Genomic DNA, 18,066 nt, shown 5'->3' on the forward strand with positions numbered 1-18,066 from the left:
TTGGTTATCCCGAAACTTACTTCGTCAGCGCGATGATACGATCAAGAGCTGCGCCGAAGCCTTTCAGGGAAACCTTGAAGGCAACGGGCTGGCTTGGGCTCAAAGCCGTCGTCGTGACGTTGATATTTGTGCCGGCCTTGAGTGCAGCGACCTGCTTTGCTTCAAAGCTTACCGGTGCCAGACAACCTTGTGGCAGGCAGGTGGAAAAAGCCAGATTTGGTCCCGTGACTTCATCGATCTTAAGTGATGCGCCTTTTGCCAGATCGAGGCCGAACGGCATCAGCAACACGCCCTCTACCTTGCCGCCGCTGACATTGTGCAATTCGGCGGTGAGTACGCGCTGGCCGGTCTGCGTGCTGCTTTGGTCCTGCCGCATAACACAGAGGCTTGTTTCCTTCTGGTTCTGACAGGAAACGGTCCAGTCCTGATAGGTCTCCTGAAGGGTGCTCGCACCGCCGGGAAGAGGGGCGGCAAAGGACGAAACACTGGAAATGGCCGTAAGAGTGAATGCAAGACCGATGACGCGATAGTTTTTCATAAAAAGATTCTCTCTGAAATTAACGAGCTGGAGCCATATACTCGTATGCAGTGACTTAGAAAACAATATTGATCATAAAATATTTGTGTATTCAACCGACATGTGTTATTCGTAAATAGCTTATATAAGTATATAATTAAATATTACTATTATTGTGATTGTTCTCTCGCCCTCTTTTCCCCGTGATGCGGGAACTTTAAAGTCTACGGTTGAAAAGTGGGCCTCGATGCCGGGAGATGAGAACATGACGCTACGTTACCAGATCGTTGCACTCGCGATTGTGCCGCTCATCGTGGCTATACTGACGGTTACGGCCTTTATCACCTGGCAATCGGCAAATCTCGTGCAGAGCAGCATCGCGACCTTTGAGAAGAACATGCTCAAGGCAAAGGAAACCGAGCTTCTCAATCTCACCAATCTGGCGCTTTCTTCGATACAACGGATTTACGATGAGGCTTCCCCTGACGATACGGCCGCGATGGAAAAGGTACGGGAGATTCTTACCTCGCTCGATTACGGCCGTGACGGTTATTTCTTTGTCTATGATTATGACGGCAACAATGTCGTTCATCCGCGTCAGATCTTTCGGCCCGGCCATAACTGGCTCAACCTTGTCGATCCCGATGGAAATCGCGTTATTGCCAATCTGATTGACAAGGCGAAGGAAGGTGGAGGGTTGCATCAGTATAAATGGGAGAAACCCTCCAGCGGCGAAGTGGCCGACAAGCTCTCCTTTGCCGTCGGCCTGGATAAATGGAAATGGATGCTTGGAACGGGCGTTTATCTTGACGATGTCTATGTGCAGACGGCCGCCGCCAACGCAGATTTTCGCGCCAATATCCGCACGACCTTCCTCATCGTCAGTCTTATTGCCGTCCCGGCTGTGATGCTTGTCTTTGCAACCTGCATGCTGCTCAATCTACGTGAGCGGCGCATGGCCGATAACAAGCTGAAGGAACTGGCGCAACGGATCATTGATACGCAGGAAGAAGAACGGGCACGTCTGGCGCGCGAATTGCACGACGGCATTTCCCAAAATCTCGTGGGTGTTCGCTATGCCATCGATCTTGCAAGCCGTCAGGTGAGAATGGGCAGTGGCGGGGCCCCGCTTGCAATCGACAAAGCATCGGATGCCCTTAATGGCGCGATCAAGGAGGTGCGGCGGCTCTCACATGATCTGCGTCCGCGCATTCTGGACGATCTCGGGCTGACCGTTGCCCTCAAGGCGCTGTGTGAGCATTTTTCGGAACGGACAGGCATTGAATCGCAACTGGAAGCAAGCGGACTGAACGAGACATTGAAACCGGAGGCAAGCACGGCGCTTTATCGCGTGGTGCAGGAAGCACTCACCAATGTGGAGCGTCATTCCGGTGCCAGCCAGGTAGAAATCCGGCTATGGGGCTCCAATGGCAAGGTTACGATGACGGTTGCCGATGATGGCAATGGTTTCACGGCACGGGATTTGAAAGATCAGCTTTCCGGGCTCGGCTTGCGGAATATGCAAGAGCGAATGGCACATTTTGGCGGTGTTCTCTTGGTTGAAACCAGCGCAGATGGTACGCAACTCACCGCGCGTTTGCCGAAATCGGCAACAGAAAGAAAGCGGGAACCAGAAGTCGCATGACGAATGAATGCAAGATTCGCGTATTGCTCGTGGATAATCATCCGCTGGTGCTGGATGGTCTTCGGGCTGTGCTCGAAACCTACGACGATATCAATATTGCAGGAGCGGCCTCCAATGCGCGAGCAGCATTGGAATTGGCGCTGACCGTCAATCCTGATGTGGTTCTGATGGATATCAATATGCCGCTTCTTAACGGTATTGATGCAATCGAACTGTTCAAGAAACAGTTGCCGGGTATTCGCATCCTTATGCTGTCCATGCATGACAGCCGCGAATATATCTCGACCTCTATCATGCGTGGAGCGTCAGGCTACGTTTTGAAGGATGTGTCTACGACCGAAATCGTGGCGGCCATTCATGCTGTCGCATCGGGCGGAACATATTTCTCTTCCGGTGTTTCGGAAGCACTGCTCGACAGCGGGGACAAAAAGTCGGAAGGTCTGTCTGTGCGCGAGAACGACGTGCTTGTGCTGGTGGCCGAAGGCGGAAGCAATCGGGAAATTGCGATGAAGCTCGGCATTTCGGAAGCCACTGTTGAGACTCACCGCAAGAACATCAAGAAGAAGCTTGGAATTGCCAGTACCGCAGGGCTTACGCGCTATGCCATTGAGAACCGGCTGCAACTGTCCTCACCTTGACGAATGCCGGACTGATCCCCTGATATTGCGTTACCCACAAATGGGTAGGGTGCCGTTTCTTGGAACTTTCCTCCGCTTGCGACATGGATTTGCAGGTCTTATCATCCGCGCCAAAACCGCTTGAGGAGGCGGAACATAAAGGGGAGGAGCGATGTCAGTCTTGCTGGCGTTGTCGCGGGCTATCGACGCGGCCAATAATTTTATCGGAAAATCCGTATCGTGGCTGATATTGCTGGCAGTGCTGATCAGCGCCATCAATGCGGTCTCGCGCAAACTGTTCAATGTCAGCTCAAATGCATGGCTGGAAGCGCAGTGGTATCTCTTCTCGGCGGTCTTTCTGATCGCTGCCGGATATACGCTTTTGCACGGCGAACATGTGAAGGTTGATCTGCTTTACAGCCGTTATTCTCGACGAACCCAGCTTCTGGTCGAGATTTTCGGCACGATTTTTTTCCTCCTCCCTTTCTGCCTGATCACGATTTACCTCGCCTGGCCCATTGCGGAAGCCAAAATTGCCAGCGGTGAAACCTCCAACAATACAGGCGGGCTCGTTCTGTGGCCAGTTTGGGTTCTGATACCCATCGGCTTCGGGTTGCTGGCATTGCAGGGCATCTCCGAACTCATCAAGCGCATCGCCATCCTTCAGGGGCGCATACCGGACACGGTCGCCATCGAAGATGCTGAAGCCCAGGCGCTCTGAGGGGAACGGGTATGATTGCTTTTATTGCGGAGAATCTCGCCCCGCTCATGTTTCTGTCGCTGGTGGTCGTGCTGTTGCTCGGCTATCCGGTAGCTTTTGCGCTGGCCTTCGTCGGTTTTGCCTTCGGCTTCGTAGGCATCGAAATGGGGCTGCTGCCTGTCAATTTGTTCGGAGCCATACCGGACCGTATTTTCGGGCAGATGTCGAACGAGACATTGCTTGCCATTCCGTTCTTTACCTTCATGGGATTGATACTGGAACGAAGCGGCATGGCGGAAGAACTGCTTGATACGATCGGGCAGCTTTTTGGCCCTGTACGAGGCGGTTTGGCCTTTGCCGTTATCGTTGTGGGTGCGCTCCTTGCAGCAACCACCGGCGTAGTGGCTGCTTCCGTGATTTCGATGGGGCTGATTTCGCTTCCGATCATGCTGCGCTATGGCTATGACCGCAAAGTGGCAAGCGGGACAATTGCAGCTTCAGGTACACTGGCACAGATCATTCCGCCGAGCCTCGTTCTGATTGTTCTTGCCGATCAGCTCGGACGTTCGGTCGGCGATATGTACAAGGGTGCTCTGGTACCCGGCCTTTTGCTGGTCGGTTTTTATTGTGCCTGCATAATCGGCATGGCAATCCTGCGACCGGAATCGGTGCCAGCATTGCCACCTCAGGCCCGCACTTTGAAGGGTTGGAAATTGGCGCAGAAAGTGGTGATCTCGCTTGTGCCGCCGCTTGTGCTCATATTCCTTGTGCTGGGAACAATCTTCATTGGCGTCGCAACGCCCACGGAAGGCGGTGCGATGGGGGCAGTCGGTGCTCTGCTTCTTGCTGCCATCAACCGCCGTCTCAATATCGCGATGGTGACTTCGGCGCTTTACGCTACGGCGAAATTGTCATCTTTCGTTATCTTCATTCTGCTTGGTGCGCGCGTGTTTTCGCTCACCTTCTACGGGGTCAATGGGCACGTCTGGGTCGAGCACTTGATGACATCGATTCCCGGCGGTGAGGTTGGCTTCCTGATCGTCGCCAATCTTCTGGTGTTTTTTCTTGCCTTTTTCCTCGATTATTTCGAGCTGGCCTTCATCATTATCCCGCTTCTGGCGCCAGTGGCAGACAGTCTCGGGATCGACTTGGTCTGGTTCGGCGTTATGCTGGCAGTGAACATGCAGACATCGTTCATGCATCCGCCGTTTGGCTTTTCGCTTTTCTATCTGCGTTCGGTCGCCCCGTCCCGTCCATACAAAGATAAGGTAACGGGCGCGACCATCCAGCCAGTAACGTCGGGCCAAATTTATATGGGATCGATCCCGTTCCTGATGATCCAGCTTGTCATGGTCGGCCTTATCATCACTTTTCCGGGCATAGTCACACACTACAAAAGCGGCCATCCACAGGTCGATCCGGCATCGATCCAGATCAATGTGCCGATGCCGGATGCTGGCGGTGGAAATCCGTTTGGCGTGGCGCCCGCACCTTTCGGAGCGCCGTCACCATCGAATGAGCCTCTGCCAGCCCCATCCTTCGGTTCACCGCAGCCGAGCTTCGGACAAGACAAGGACCAACAGCAAAAACCTGCGCAATAAGGGGAGAACGAGCATTGCGTAGGTCTTGATAAAACCAAACAATCTTAGGAGGAGACACATGAAGCAGGATTTGAGCCGTCGCACCTTTCTAACAAAGGGTGCCGCAATTGGTGCCGCTGCCGCGACAAGCGGAGCCGCTCTGGCAACACCGGCGATTGCACAGGAATTGCCAACGCTGCGCTGGCGCCTGACCTCGGGCTTCCCGAACAATCTGGATACGATCTATGGCGGCGCGGTCTACATGGCCGATGCCGTCTCGAAAATGACTGAAGGAAAATTCCAGATTCAGGTATTCCAGGCTGGTGAAATCGTACCGGGCCCTCAAGCCATCGACGCGGTTCAGGCCAATACCGTCGAAATGGCCCATACATGCGGTTATTATTTCACCGGCAAGAATCCGGCCTTTGCCCTTGGCACGGCTATTCCCTTCGGCATGAATACACGCTTGCAGAACGCCTGGCTTTATCATGGAGGCGGCAATGAACTTTATAATGCATTCCTTGCCGATTACGGTGTCGTCGGCATCGTAGGCGGTAATACAGCCGCTCAGATGGGCGGCTGGTATCGCAAGGAAATCAAAAGCCTTGCGGACCTGAAGGGCCTGAAAATGCGCATTGCCGGTGTGGCTGGTGAGGTCATGTCGCGCCTGGGTGTCGTCCCGCAGCAACTCCCGGGCGGTGACATCTATCCATCACTGGAGCGAGGCACGATTGATGCAGCCGAATGGGTTGGTCCTTACGATGATGAAAAACTCGGCTTCTACCAGATCGCACCATACTATTATTACCCGGCCTTCTGGGAAGGCGGCGCCTCGGTTCACTTCTTCATCAACAAGCAGCAATATGAAAGCCTGCCGGAAGCATACAAGGTAGCGCTTAACACCGCCGCCGAAGCCGCGACCCAGAACATGATCGCTCTTTACGACGTTAAAAACACCGCTGCGATCCGCTCTCTTGTATCGAAGGGGGTTAAGTTGCAGCCCTTGCCGCGCGACGTTCTGGATGCTGCCTACAAGGTCGCCTTTGAACTCTATGCGGAATACAACGAGAAGAATCCGGCCTGGGCGAAAATTTATCCGAGCTGGAAGAAGTTCCGTGATGAGGGCTTCGAATGGTTCCGTGTCGCTGAATATACCTATGACAGCTATGTCTATGCACAGCAGGCGGCGGGCAAGTAGACCCTCCAGTAGGTATAGCGGTTATATGCTTTTTGAACGGGGCCTATGGCCCCGTTTTCGTTAATCTGCATATTAGAAAGTAAAACTTTTCCATATAAGGTTGCTAGTCCATATATATTCATAATATCATTCGATGTAAATTTTACGATGTATTTATTGCTATCAAGTAAAGCTATTTGTAATTAGTGTTATAATTGACACATTCAGCGTCTTAACTTTGATTTACTGTTAAAATTGGAATTGATGTATTTGTGGAATCCATTCTATCAGGCCTCGTTTGAAAATTTCTGGAGGCATTAAGATGAAACTCAAGAGCATGTTATTCGGCTCAGCCGCAGCGCTGGTTGCAACTACTGGAGCATATGCAGCGGACAGCGTTGTGACACCGGAACCTGAATCTGTTGAATATGTTCGCGTTTGCGACGCCTATGGTGCAGGTTATTTCTACATTCCTGGCACTGAAACCTGCATGCGCGTTTCCGGCTATGTCCGTTACGACGTCGCTGGCGGTGATAACATTTACGGCCGCGGTTTCGTTGATCGTGATGGCGGCGTCGATACGCGCCGCAATTCTTGGGATAACAAGGCTCGTTTCACGCTTGACCTCTCCACTGCTTCGGAAACCGAACTTGGCACTCTGAAGACCTTTGCCGAAACCCGTTATGATTGGGGCAATGGTGTTGAGGGTGCCTCTGGTTCGCTGCGTTTTGCCTATATCCAGCTTGGAGGCCTTCGCGTCGGTCTTGACGAATCAGCCTTCGTCACCTTCCCAGGCTATCTCGGCGATGTCATCAACGATGACGTGATTCTCGCTGGCGGCTACCGCACAGGCTTGATCAGCTACACTTTCACCGGTGGTAACGGCTTCTCCGCCATTCTGTCGCTCGAACAGGGCAACAACGATGATACGGATAGCGCATACGGCTATGATGGCGTCATCAAGGATTACACGCCGCACGTCGTCGGTGGTCTGAAGTATGAAGGTGGTTGGGGTAAGATCGCAGGCGTTGCAGCCTATGACGCCCGTAACGAAGAATGGGCGGGTAAGGTTCGCGCTGACGTGAACATCACAGACCGCTTCTCGGTTTGGGCGATGGGTGGCTACAAGTCCAATAAGGACGAATACATCACGCAGACTGATGGCAATGGCCATGTGCTTGGTTCCGTTCGTGCGATTAGCAGCTTCTACGGCACCTGGGGTGGCGATTGGGCTGTCTGGGGCGGCGCTGCATTCAAAGCTTCCCAGAAGGCGACTATCAACGCCCAGCTGGCTTATGACGGCACCAATACCTTCGCAGCAACCGCAAACGTTGCTTACGAATTGGTCCCAGGCTTCACGGTTACACCTGAAGTTTCCTACACCAAGTGGAAGGACAGCAAGTCTTACCTTGATGGCAAGGACGCCGTTCAGGGTATGGTTCGCTTCCAGCGCACGTTCTAATGTTGCTCCGGGAGGCCGGTTCAGGCCTCCCGGTCTTGCTTGCGAAGCAAGATTGACCATTCATCTCGGTGCAATGGTTGAGAATTGCAGTTTATTATTGTGATATTTCATTGATACGCAGAAATATTCTGAATCGTAAGATGCATCATAATTTACCTAGTATTGATATAACAAAATTGTAATTTGAACTTTTGTTTGTCTCTACTATATTAAAGAAATCCATTCAGTGGCGTAGAAGGACTGCGCTGCTTAAAAATCTGATCTCCAGTCGGAAGAATGGTACGGCGAGCTTCGGCTCGCCGTTTTTATTTACGCTCCAACGACAAAAAAAGGCCGGAACGAGCCCAGCCTTTGGTTGATATGTCGCTCGCCTATCGCGAGAGTTTCATATGACGGTTGACGTCCTTGTAAAGCAGATAGCGGAACTTGCCGGGACCACCCGCATAGCAGGCCTGTGGGCAGAAGGCGCGTAGCCACATGAAGTCGCCTGCTTCCACTTCCACCCAATCCTGATTGAGCCGATAGACCGCCTTGCCTTCCAGTACATAAAGCCCGTGTTCCATGACATGGGTTTCGGCAAAGGGAATGACGCCGCCCGGCTCGAAAGTGACCACCGTTACGTGCATGTCGTGGCGCAGATCGTTGGGATCTACGAAACGGGTTGTTGCCCAAGCGCCATTGGTGTCTGGCATGGGGGAGGGTGCGATGTCCTTTTCGTTGAGGAAGAGCGGTTCTGGCACATCAAGCCCATCGACGTATTCATATGCCTTGCGTACCCAATGGAAGCGGGCAACAGCGTCTGAATTGTTGCGCAGCCGCCAGCCGCTTTTCGGCGGAAGATAGGCGTAGCCGCCTTCCGTAAGCGTATGCGTTTTGCCCGCAACCGTTACCGCGATTTCACCTTCCACCACGAACAGCACGCCTTCCGCGCCTTCATCCAGCTCGGTGCGGTCGCTGCCGCCGCCGGGCTGCACTTCCATGATGTATTGCGAGAAGGTTTCGGCAAAGCCAGAGAGAGGGCGTGCAATCACCCAGAGCCGTGTCTTGTCCCAAAAGGGCAGGAAGCTTGTCACGATATCGCTGAAAGTACCCTTGGGGATCACCGCATAGGCTTCGGTAAACATGGCGCGGTCAGTGAGAATCTGGGTCTGCGGTGGCAATCCGCCTGTTGGTGCATAATAGCTGCGATTGTTCTTGTCATTGCCCATGTGGGGAATTCCTTATGTGAGAATCTGGCACGCACGGCGAGTTTGGGAACTGTCGTGAAATCATGGAATGAAAGGCGCCCGTAGGGGCGCCCGGCAGGATCAGTAGAGCGCTTCCGGCAGAATATCCTTGAGACGCAGGAGAGCGATGCGCTCTACTTGAGCGCAGGCTGTTTCAAATTCCGTGTCGCGGTCGTTGGAAATTCGGCGCTGGAATGTGTCGAGAATTTCCTTTTTGTTGCGCCCTTTTACAGCAATAATGAACGGAAAACCGAATTTCGCAGTATAGGCGTCATTCAGCTCGGTGAATGTCTGCCTTTCTGCATCGGTCAGTGCGTCGAGACCAGCACCGGCTTGTTCGGCAGTCGATTCTGCCGTAAGCCGTTTGGCCTGTGCAAGCTTCCCGGCAAGATCCGGGTGCGCCTTCAAGACCGTAAGCCGCTCATCGGCCGAGGCCGCGCGAAATGCCTTCGCCATTGCAGCCGCAAGACCGGATGCCGTGTCTTCTTCCTGGCTGAAACCGGCATCATATGCACGTTCGGCGATCCATGGCGAGTGCTCGAAAATGCCGCCATAACGCGCGACGAATTCATCCTTGCCTGCATTTGAAGGCACGACGTCGGCAGCGACCGGCTTGTAGTTTTCATGCCAGTGTCGGGCAATATCGATACGCTTGGCGACCCAGACCTTTTCATGACTTTGCACATAGTCGAGGAACCGTTCGAGTGCAGCCACACGACCTGGGCGACCGACGAGGCGGCAGTGCAGGCCGATGGACATCATCTTCGGCGAACCTTCTGCACCTTCACGGTAGAGCACATCGAAAGTGTCCTTCAGATAGGTGTAGAACTGGTCGCCGGAATTGAAGCCCTGCGGTGTCGCAAAACGCATGTCATTGGCGTCCAGAGTGTAAGGCACGATCAGGTGCGGTCCCTTCGGACCTTCAACCCAGTAGGGCAGCTCGTCGGCATAGGAGTCGGCTGAATAGAGAAAGCCGCCTTCCTCCATCACCAGCTTCAGCGTGTTGTCGGAAGGCTTGCCTTGATAGATGCCGAGTGGGCGCGAGCCGGTGATTTCCGTATGAAGGCGAACAGCATCGCGGATATGCTCGCGTTCAATCTCTTCGGGAACGTCCTTGTACTCCCACCAGCGCAAACCGTGGCTGGCGATTTCCCAGTCGGCTTCCTTCATGGCAGCAACGGCTTCGGGGTTACGCGCCATGGCGAGTGTCACGCCGTAGACCGTGACGGGCATGTTTCGGCGGGTGAAGGCGCGCCACAGGCGCCAGAACCCGGAGCGTGCGCCATACTCATAGATGGATTCCATGTTGAGATTGCGCTGCCCCTTCCAGGGTTGCGCGCCGACAATCTCGGACAGGAGGCATTCGGAGGCGGGGTCACCGTCGAGAACGCAGCATTCGCCGCCTTCCTCATAATTGACGACGAACTGAACAGCGATATTGGCTCCTCCCGGCCAGCGCGGATCTGGCGTGTTGCGTCCATAGCCGACGAGATTGCGCGGATATTTCATTGCGGGTCTTCCCTCGTTTTCGTTCGTTTTATCCATGATAATAAAGATTTATCGCTATTATTCCCCTTCAAAAATTTGAAAGACATCCAACGATAACCATCTTTCACAATGAAAAGGATCGCGAAATACTAAATGCTGGGAACATGGTGTGGTTTGTGATCGCTACGGTCTATGGTGACGTTGGGTTCAAATAAACCACGAGAAATCAAAAGCTTGTAACGTTTTCCAACCTATGTGGTTAGAGAATCAGCAAGCTGCAGGAGTGCAAATGGGTCAGGAAAAGAGCGGTAATGGCCGGTTGACGACGCATGTCCTCGACACGGTACGTGGCAAACCGGCTGCAAATCTGCGCATCGAATTGCGCCGCGTCGAGAATCAGCAGGCCGAACCGATCCGGGAAATTCGCACCAATGACGATGGCCGCTGCAATGAACCGTTGCTGTCGGGCGAGAATTTGCGGGCAGGTTCCTATGAACTTCTGTTCCATGTCGGCGAATATTTTGGCAAGACCGAAGATGCCGTACCCTTCCTTGATATAGTCCCCCTGCGCTTTGGCATTTCCGATGAAAAGGCGCATTATCATATACCGCTTCTCGTTTCGCCATTTTCCTATTCCACCTATCGCGGGAGCTAAGCGCCATGAACCAGTCTGTGCACCCGTCTGTTCGACATACGATCCGCTTTCTTCTGAACGGCGAGAAGGTCGAACTCGACCGTGTTTCTCCGACCGAAACGCTGCTCGACTATCTGCGGCTTTCCGCCAAGCTGCGCGGTACCAAGGAGGGCTGTGGCGAAGGCGATTGCGGTGCATGCACAGTGCTTGTCGGCAAGTTGGTGGATGATGAGCTGATCTATGAAAGCGTCAATGCCTGCATCCGTTTTGTCGGGTCGCTTGATAGCTGTCATGTCGTGACCATTGAGCATTTGCGGGGGGCGGATGGTGGCCTGCATCCGGTACAAAAGGCAATGATCGACTTTCATGGTTCGCAATGCGGTTTCTGTACGCCGGGCTTTGTCATGTCGCTTTATGGCCTCTGGATGCGCAATCCAAAACCCGCAGACGAGCAGATCGAAAAGGCGTTGCAGGGCAATCTCTGCCGCTGCACCGGCTATGAGGCGATCATGCGTGCCGCCCGCGCCATTTCCGACTATGGCACGGCAACGGAAGACCCGCTTGCAGCCGAACGCACGCTCGTGCTGGAACAACTGGCGGCGATGCGCGACGGCGTGCGGGTGGAAGTGGGCGAAGGCAAGGACCGGTTGATCGTGCCTGCCGATCTCGACGATTTTGCCACTATTCTGGCAGCGGAACCGAAGGCGACCATCGTCGCCGGTTCCACTGATGTGGGCCTGTGGGTCACGAAGATGATGCGTGATATTTCTCCGGTTGTTTTTATCGGGCATCTCGCGGAATTGCGCACAATCAGCGAAGATAACGGCACCATCTCCATCGGTGCGGGGGTGACTTATACGGAAGCGTTTTCCTTTCTTGCCAAACGCATTCCAGCCTTGGGAAGCCTTATCAATCGCATTGGCGGTGAGCAGGTACGTAATATGGGGACGATTGGCGGCAATATTGCCAATGGTTCACCGATTGGCGACACTCCACCGCCATTGATTGCGCTGAACGCGAAGCTCACTTTACGCAAGGGGGCGGAACGCCGGACAATTCCGCTGGAAGAGTTCTTTATCGCTTATGGCAAGCAGGATCGTCAGTCTGGAGAGTTTGTGGAAGCTGTGCATGTGCCGGTGCCCCTCGAAGGCAGCCAGCTTGCCATTCACAAGATTTCCAAACGTTTTGAGGAAGATATTACGGCAGCGCTGGGTGCTTTCCATCTGACACTCGATCATGAGGGCAAGGTCGCATCCATCCGCATTGCTTACGGCGGTATGGCGGCAACGCCAAAGCGGGCGCTGGCCGTTGAAGCGGCTCTGATAGGCAGGCAATGGAATGAGGCAACCATTGACGCAGCACTGCAGGCCTATTCGATCGATTATCAGCCTTTGAGCGATATGCGCGCGACAGCGGACTATCGTCTGCTGGTTGCCAAGAATCTTTTGCGCCGCTTTTATGCTGAAACGCAAGGTGAGAGCGAAGGTTTGCGTCAGCCAAGAATTGTTGCCGCATAAAGGAGGATGATATGAACAAGCATCCCGCAAACGCGATCAAAGCCATGCGCATCAAGGGCGGCGTCGCGACGGATCAGCGCCATGATTCCGCGCATAAGCATGTGACCGGCGAAGCCGTTTATATTGACGACATTCCTGAACCTGAAGGTACGCTGCATATCGGCGTCGGCTTTTCGACTGTGGCGCATGCCAGGATCAGCACCATTGATCTATCCGCAGTGCGTGCGGCACCCGGCGTGGTCGATGTGTTGACCTATCAGGATGTGCCGGGCGAGAATGATGTCTCGCCATCGGGCATGCATGACGATCCGATCTTTGCTGTTGATACTGTGCAGTTTCACGGTCAGCCGATCTTCGCCGTTGTCGCCCGCACACGCGATCAGGCGCGGCGTGCTGCACGTCTTGCCAAGGTTGAATACGAGGAAATGCCGGGCATCTTCTCGATTGCAGGATTGGACGGCACGAAGGACCGGCTGGTTTTCACGCCTCTGACGCTGAACCGCGGTGATGCCCGCAAGGCCATTGATGAGGCGCCGCGCAAGGTCAAGGCGCGCATGTCTGTCGGTGGGCAGGATCATTTTTATCTGGAAGGACAGGTGTCGCTTGCGATCCCCGGCGAAGATGAAGATGTGACTATTTATTGCTCGACACAGGGACCAAGCGAAACGCAGCATCTGGTTGCTCATGCCCTTGGCGTACCAAGTCATTCTGTGACGGTTGAAGTGCGTCGTATGGGCGGCGGGTTTGGTGGCAAGGAAACCCAGTCAAACCAGTGGGCCGCGATAGCAGCCATTGCCGCAAAGAAGCACAAGCGCGCGATGAAAATCCGGCTGGACCGTGATGAGGATATGACCTCAACCGGTAAGCGTCATGATTTCGTGATCGATTACGAAGTCGGTTTTGACGACGAGGGCAATATTCTCGGTGTCGATTATCTCTTCGCGCTGAATGCGGGTTTTTCCGCCGATCTTTCTGGCCCCGTGGGCGATCGCGCGCTGTTTCATTGTGACAATGCCTATTTCTTCCCGGCGGTTCACGCGCAGTCCGCGCCGCTTTATACCAATACCGTCTCCAACACGGCATTTCGTGGTTTCGGTGGTCCGCAGGGCATGGTGGGGGCCGAGCGCGTGATTGAGGAAGTGGCTTTTGCTGTTGGCAAAGACCCGCTCGAAATCCGCAAGCTCAACTTCTACGATGCCATGGGAACTGATGGTACGCGCAATGTAACACCCTATCACCAGAAGGTGGAGGATTGCATCATCCAGCGCATCGTTGCGGAACTTGAGGAAAGCGCCGAATACGCGAAACGTCGTGAGGCGATCCGTGTGTTCAATGCGAAAAGCCGCTATCTCAAACGCGGTATAGCGCTGACGCCGGTGAAATTTGGTATTTCCTTCACGAAGACGGAATCCAATCAGGCCGGCGCGCTGGTGCATGTCTATAATGACGGCTCGGTACATATGAACCATGGCGGCACGGAAATGGGGCAGGGGCTTCATCTCAAAGTGGCCCAGGTCGTGGCCGAAGAATTCCAGATTGACATTGACCGCGTAAAGATCACCGCCACGACCACGGCGAAAGTCCCGAACACCGCTCCAACTGCGGCGTCATCCGGGGCCGATCTGAACGGTATGGCCGCGCAGGATGCTGCACGTCAGATCAAGAAGCGCCTCATTTCCTTTGCGGCCCAGCAATATCAGGTGCCGGAAGATCAGGTTGTTTTCCTTCCCAACCGCGTTCGCGTCGGCAATCAGGAAATCAGCTTCAATGATCTGGTGAAACAAGCCTATATTGGACGTATTCAGCTTTCAGCATCGGGTCATTACAAAACACCGAAAATCCATTGGGATCGTGCCAAAGGGAAAGGCCACGCCTTTTATTATTATGCCTATGGAGCCGCCTGTTCGGAAGTTTCTGTCGATACACTGACCGGCGAATATGTGGTAGAGCGCACTGACATTCTTCACGACACCGGCCGTTCGCTCAACCGTGCCATTGATATAGGTCAGGTAGAAGGCGGCTTCGTACAAGGCATGGGCTGGCTTACCACGGAAGAACTGGTTTGGGACGACAAGGGACGTTTGCGCACGCATGCACCATCGACCTACAAAATCCCGCTGGCATCAGACCGCCCGAAGATTTTCAATGTCGCGCTGACTGACTGGTCGGAGGCTTATGAGCCGACAATCCATCGTTCCAAAGCGGTAGGCGAGCCGCCGCTGCCGCACGGTATGTCGGTGCTCTATGCGCTTTCAGATGCTATTGCGAGTGTTGCCGATCACAAGATCAGTCCGCGTCTGGACGCGCCGGCAACGCCTGAACGCGTGTTGATGGCCATTGAACGACTGCGGGCTCAGAAGGGCTGATGATATGTCGAGCAGGCGGGACGATATTCGGGCTTTTTTAAACCGTCGCCCTGACTGCGTTCTGGTTGAAGTCTCTGATGTGAGAGGCTCGGCACCGCGCGATGCGGGTGCCTGGATGCTCGTTGCGCGTGATATGATCTTCCGCACCATTGGTGGTGGGCAGCTCGAATTTATGGCGATCGACCATGCTCGAAAAATCTTGGCTGGTGGCAAAGATTCACCGATGGACATACCGCTTGGACCAGAGATCGGCCAATGCTGTGGCGGACGGGTAGGGCTGAGCTTCCGGCGCGCCAATCGCGGATTGGCCGAAGAACTGACCGCGAAGGTTGATACTGAAATCTCATCCCGTCCACATGTCTATGTTTTTGGCGCGGGTCATGTCGGCGATGCTATGGCCTATGCGCTGTCGCTTACGCCAGTGCGGGTCACTTTGGTGGATACGCGTGAGGCGGAACTCATGGCGGTCAATGCGCCGGGTGTGGAGACCTGCCTTGCAGCCATGCCGGAACAGGTGGTGCGTTCGGCCCCGCCGGGAAGCGCATTTATCGTGCTTACCCACGATCATGCGCTTGATTTTCTGATCGCAGCCGAAGCTTTGCAGCGTCGCGATGCCGCCTATGTCGGCATGATCGGCTCGAAGACCAAGAAAGCTACTTTCAAAAATTGGCTGAAACGCGAATTTGGCGGCGATGATTTATTTGAGAACCTTGTTTGCCCGGTTGGAGGCTCGGTCGTGAAAGACAAACGGCCGGAAGTCATTGCCGCATTGGCTGCGGCTGAGGTTTTAACCGCTGTACTTAATTCCACCGCGGGCGCTGTATCTCAAGTCAGCAATTCCTTGATCTGCCGCTGACAACGTTCGGTCATGAAATCAATGATGAGACGGACTTTCGGATCTTGAAAACGTTTATGCGGATAGATCGCGGCCAACTGGATTGATGCAGGCGGTGTGCTTTCGAGGATGGGAATCAGCCGTCCGTTGCGGATATATTCTTTCACTTCAAACAGCGGCTTGTTGATGATGCCACGCCCGCCGAGTGCCCATTGCGTTAATACGTCGCCATCGTCGGAGTCGTATGGGCCGGTGACTTCAAACTTGCGCAGACCCTCGGCTGTTTGCAGCGACCAATAATACTCTTTCGATCCGGGAAAACGCAGCAGAAGACAATCGTGCTTGTCGCCCAGCAGTTCATCCGGTGACTGCGGGGTGCCATGCTTTTCGAGATATTCAGGTGCGGCACAGATCACACGCTCGCAATTCATGATGCCGCGCATACGAAGGTTCGAGTTCTCAAGAACGCCAAGTTTGAAAGCCACATCCACGCCTTCGCTCATGATATCGACTTCATGATCGGACAGGCGAAGCCGCACTTCGATGTCAGGATATTTGTCGTGAAACTCCGGTATTCCTGATGCGATCAGTCGCCTTCCGAAACCAAGCGGGGCGGTAATGCGAATCGATCCTTTCGGATTTTTCGCCAGTTCCGCGACGGCAGCTTCTGCTTCATCAACGGCTTCGAGGATCTTCAGTGCACCGTCATAGAATACGCGACCATGTTCGGTCGGCGTGAGCTTGCGCGTCGTCCGGTTGAAGAGCCTGACCCCCAGGTGTTTCTCCAACTCCTTGATTCGATTGCTTGCAACTGCCGGCGATGCGCGCTGGTCGCGGCCCGCTGCAGATAGATTTCCCAATTCGACAACACGCACAAAAACGCGCAGATTATCAAGATATGACATACGTCGCCTCCACGATTGTCTAGATTTTTTTGAAAGTGCTGGTCGTGATGTGACGTTCCCTCAACTTGATTCCTTTGGCACATAATACAACAACGAACAATGGGCTAAGAATTGGCCCAAGAAATGGGCTAAGAAATGGGAGTGCCTGATGTATGATTTTGCCGTAGCCTGGGACTGGCTGGGCTTCGCAGCGCGGTGGCTGCATGTGATTACCGCGATTGCGTGGATCGGCTCGTCCTTTTACTTCATTGCGCTCGATCTGGGCTTGCGCCAGCGTCCAGGCTTACCGCAAGGTGCGCATGGTGAGGAATGGCAGGTCCATGGCGGTGGTTTCTATCATATCCAGAAATATCTGGTGGCACCGGCTGAAATGCCAGAGCACCTGACCTGGTTCAAATGGGAATCCTACGCTACCTGGTTGTCGGGTTTCACACTGCTCTGTATCGTTTATTACGCCGGAGCCGATCTCTACCTTATCGATCCGAATGTTCTCGACGTTTCCCGCCCGGTTGCTATCGGCATCTCGATTGCTTCGCTGGCTTTCGGCTGGATCGCCTACAACACGATCTGCAAGCTCATGCTCGGCAAGAGCGATACGCTCCTGATGATCATGCTCTATGTCGTGCTTGTGTTTGTTGCATGGGGCTACACGCACCTGTTCACCGGACGCGCCGCCTTTCTGCACCTTGGCGCTTTCACCGCGACGATCATGTCCGCCAACGTTTTCATGATCATTATTCCAAACCAGAAAATCGTGGTGGCGGATTTGATTGCAGGCCGCAAGCCGGATCCGAAATACGGCAAGATTGCCAAGCAGCGTTCGACGCATAACAACTATTTGACGCTGCCGGTCCTGTTCCTGATGCTGTCAAACCACTATCCGCTGGCTTTCGGAACCGAGTTCAACTGGATCATCGCTTCGCTGGTGTTCCTGATGGGCGTTACCATCCGCCACTGGTTCAACACACAGCACGCCCGCAAGGGCAGCCCGACCTGGACCTGGTTGGTAACGGTGATCCTGTTCATCATCATCATTTGGCTCTCGACAGTGCCGAAGGTTCTGACCGGTGAGCCGGAGGAGCAGAAGGTTTCGGCATTGCAGCAATCTTTCATCTCGGACCCGCACTTTGAAAAAGTGCGGGATACCGTTCTTGGGCGCTGCGCCATGTGTCACGCCAAGGAGCCTGGCTGGGAAGGCATTATCGCGCCGCCCAAGGGCGTCGTTCTGGAAACCGATCGGGATATCGCAGCTCATGCGCGTGAAATCTATTTGCAGGCAGGTCGTTCTCATGCCATGCCGCCAGCCAATGTCACCGGCGTGAGCGCGGAAGAGCGTCAGCTTCTCGCTTCCTGGTACCAGTCTGCCACGCAAGGCCCGAAATAAGGACCACCACGAA

The 18,066-nt window shown here is 54.2% G+C and carries 15 protein-coding genes; 11 read left to right on the forward strand and 4 right to left on the reverse strand.

Translation table 11 applies throughout. The features are described 5' to 3' along the window. Nucleotides 1–16: 16 nt before the first annotated feature. A complete protein-coding gene (locus FJQ48_RS01285; RefSeq protein WP_139973408.1) occupies nt 17–538 on the reverse strand; it encodes an invasion associated locus B family protein in 522 nt (173 codons plus the stop codon). Nucleotides 539–782: 244 nt separating this feature from the next. Between FJQ48_RS01285 and FJQ48_RS01290 the strand changes: the two genes are divergently transcribed. From FJQ48_RS01290 to FJQ48_RS01315, 6 genes are all read left to right on the forward strand, one after another. Further along, nucleotides 783–2,162, forward strand: a complete 1,380-nt coding sequence (locus FJQ48_RS01290; protein WP_139973409.1) for a cache domain-containing protein — start codon at nt 783–785, stop codon at nt 2,160–2,162. Beyond that, entirely contained in the window at nt 2,159–2,800 is a 642-nt protein-coding gene (locus tag FJQ48_RS01295; RefSeq protein WP_139973410.1) for a response regulator transcription factor, read from the forward strand. Before FJQ48_RS01290 ends, FJQ48_RS01295 begins: the two co-directional genes overlap by 4 nt. A gap of 151 nt (nt 2,801–2,951) precedes the next feature. Then, nucleotides 2,952–3,500 carry a TRAP transporter small permease subunit gene (locus FJQ48_RS01300; RefSeq protein WP_139973411.1) on the forward strand — a complete coding sequence of 183 codons (549 nt, stop codon included), beginning with the start codon at nt 2,952–2,954 and terminating at the stop codon, nt 3,498–3,500. An 11-nt stretch (nt 3,501–3,511) separates the two neighbouring features. Beyond that, nucleotides 3,512–5,080, forward strand: a complete 1,569-nt coding sequence (locus tag FJQ48_RS01305) for a TRAP transporter large permease subunit (protein WP_139973412.1) — start codon at nt 3,512–3,514, stop codon at nt 5,078–5,080. Nucleotides 5,081–5,138: 58 nt separating this feature from the next. Beyond that, nucleotides 5,139–6,257 (forward strand): TRAP transporter substrate-binding protein, encoded by a 1,119-nt coding sequence (locus tag FJQ48_RS01310; RefSeq protein ID WP_139973413.1) that lies wholly within the window; start codon nt 5,139–5,141, stop codon nt 6,255–6,257. A 301-nt stretch (nt 6,258–6,558) separates the two neighbouring features. Continuing rightward, nucleotides 6,559–7,698, forward strand: coding sequence for a porin (locus tag FJQ48_RS01315; protein ID WP_139973414.1), 1,140 nt, complete (start codon nt 6,559–6,561; stop codon nt 7,696–7,698). A 371-nt stretch (nt 7,699–8,069) separates the two neighbouring features. On the opposite strand, the gene FJQ48_RS01320 is transcribed toward FJQ48_RS01315, so the two are convergent. Further along, nucleotides 8,070–8,906 (reverse strand): bifunctional allantoicase/(S)-ureidoglycine aminohydrolase, encoded by an 837-nt coding sequence (locus FJQ48_RS01320; protein WP_139973415.1) that lies wholly within the window; start codon nt 8,904–8,906, stop codon nt 8,070–8,072. A gap of 99 nt (nt 8,907–9,005) precedes the next feature. After that, nucleotides 9,006–10,433, reverse strand: a complete 1,428-nt coding sequence (gene puuE / locus FJQ48_RS01325; protein ID WP_139973416.1) for an allantoinase PuuE — start codon at nt 10,431–10,433, stop codon at nt 9,006–9,008. Nucleotides 10,434–10,701: 268 nt separating this feature from the next. Here puuE and uraH point away from each other — a divergent pair, with 268 nt between their 5' ends. The 4 genes from uraH to xdhC are packed head-to-tail and all read left to right on the forward strand — an operon-like array spanning nt 10,702 to nt 15,785. After that, nucleotides 10,702–11,067 (forward strand): hydroxyisourate hydrolase, encoded by a 366-nt coding sequence (uraH, locus tag FJQ48_RS01330; protein WP_139973417.1) that lies wholly within the window; start codon nt 10,702–10,704, stop codon nt 11,065–11,067. 17 nt (nt 11,068–11,084) lie between these two features. Then, nucleotides 11,085–12,563, forward strand: coding sequence for a xanthine dehydrogenase small subunit (gene xdhA / locus FJQ48_RS01335; RefSeq protein ID WP_180350093.1), 1,479 nt, complete (start codon nt 11,085–11,087; stop codon nt 12,561–12,563). An 11-nt stretch (nt 12,564–12,574) separates the two neighbouring features. Next, nucleotides 12,575–14,929, forward strand: a complete 2,355-nt coding sequence (gene xdhB / locus FJQ48_RS01340; protein WP_139973419.1) for a xanthine dehydrogenase molybdopterin binding subunit — start codon at nt 12,575–12,577, stop codon at nt 14,927–14,929. Nucleotides 14,930–14,933: 4 nt separating this feature from the next. Further along, the gene (xdhC, locus tag FJQ48_RS01345) at nt 14,934–15,785 is read left to right on the forward strand and encodes a xanthine dehydrogenase accessory protein XdhC (RefSeq protein WP_139973420.1); all 852 of its coding nucleotides are present in this window, start codon (nt 14,934–14,936) and stop codon (nt 15,783–15,785) included. Here xdhC and FJQ48_RS01350 read toward each other — a convergent pair. Then, nucleotides 15,755–16,669 carry a LysR family transcriptional regulator gene (locus FJQ48_RS01350; protein ID WP_139973421.1) on the reverse strand — a complete coding sequence of 305 codons (915 nt, stop codon included), beginning with the start codon at nt 16,667–16,669 and terminating at the stop codon, nt 15,755–15,757. The two genes, xdhC and FJQ48_RS01350, sit on opposite strands and share 31 nt — an antisense overlap. Nucleotides 16,670–16,817: 148 nt before the next feature. Between FJQ48_RS01350 and FJQ48_RS01355 the strand changes: the two genes are divergently transcribed. Then, a complete protein-coding gene (locus FJQ48_RS01355) occupies nt 16,818–18,053 on the forward strand; it encodes a urate hydroxylase PuuD (RefSeq protein WP_139973422.1) in 1,236 nt (411 codons plus the stop codon). The last annotated feature ends 13 nt before the right edge of the window (nt 18,054–18,066 follow it).

It is taken from the genome of Ochrobactrum sp. CGA5 (assembly GCF_006345815.1).
In the GTDB taxonomy this organism is placed as follows: Bacteria; Pseudomonadota; Alphaproteobacteria; order Rhizobiales; family Rhizobiaceae; genus Brucella.

Excerpts from the sequence above, each read along its gene's own strand:
- puuE (WP_139973416.1), bottom strand. The coding sequence starts at position 10,433 with ATGAAATATCCGCGCAATCTCGTCGGCTATGGACGCAACACGCCAGAT.
- FJQ48_RS01310 (WP_139973413.1), top strand. The coding sequence starts at position 5,139 with ATGAAGCAGGATTTGAGCCGTCGCACCTTTCTAACAAAGGGTGCCGCA.
- FJQ48_RS01290 (WP_139973409.1), top strand. The coding sequence starts at position 783 with ATGACGCTACGTTACCAGATCGTTGCACTCGCGATTGTGCCGCTCATC.
- FJQ48_RS01350 (WP_139973421.1), bottom strand. The coding sequence starts at position 16,669 with ATGTCATATCTTGATAATCTGCGCGTTTTTGTGCGTGTTGTCGAATTG.
- FJQ48_RS01315 (WP_139973414.1), top strand. The coding sequence starts at position 6,559 with ATGAAACTCAAGAGCATGTTATTCGGCTCAGCCGCAGCGCTGGTTGCA.
- FJQ48_RS01295 (WP_139973410.1), top strand. The coding sequence starts at position 2,159 with ATGACGAATGAATGCAAGATTCGCGTATTGCTCGTGGATAATCATCCG.
- FJQ48_RS01285 (WP_139973408.1), bottom strand. The coding sequence starts at position 538 with ATGAAAAACTATCGCGTCATCGGTCTTGCATTCACTCTTACGGCCATT.
- xdhB (WP_139973419.1), top strand. The coding sequence starts at position 12,575 with ATGAACAAGCATCCCGCAAACGCGATCAAAGCCATGCGCATCAAGGGC.
- uraH (WP_139973417.1), top strand. The coding sequence starts at position 10,702 with ATGGGTCAGGAAAAGAGCGGTAATGGCCGGTTGACGACGCATGTCCTC.
- FJQ48_RS01355 (WP_139973422.1), top strand. The coding sequence starts at position 16,818 with ATGTATGATTTTGCCGTAGCCTGGGACTGGCTGGGCTTCGCAGCGCGG.
- FJQ48_RS01300 (WP_139973411.1), top strand. The coding sequence starts at position 2,952 with ATGTCAGTCTTGCTGGCGTTGTCGCGGGCTATCGACGCGGCCAATAAT.
- FJQ48_RS01305 (WP_139973412.1), top strand. The coding sequence starts at position 3,512 with ATGATTGCTTTTATTGCGGAGAATCTCGCCCCGCTCATGTTTCTGTCG.
- xdhC (WP_139973420.1), top strand. The coding sequence starts at position 14,934 with ATGTCGAGCAGGCGGGACGATATTCGGGCTTTTTTAAACCGTCGCCCT.
- FJQ48_RS01320 (WP_139973415.1), bottom strand. The coding sequence starts at position 8,906 with ATGGGCAATGACAAGAACAATCGCAGCTATTATGCACCAACAGGCGGA.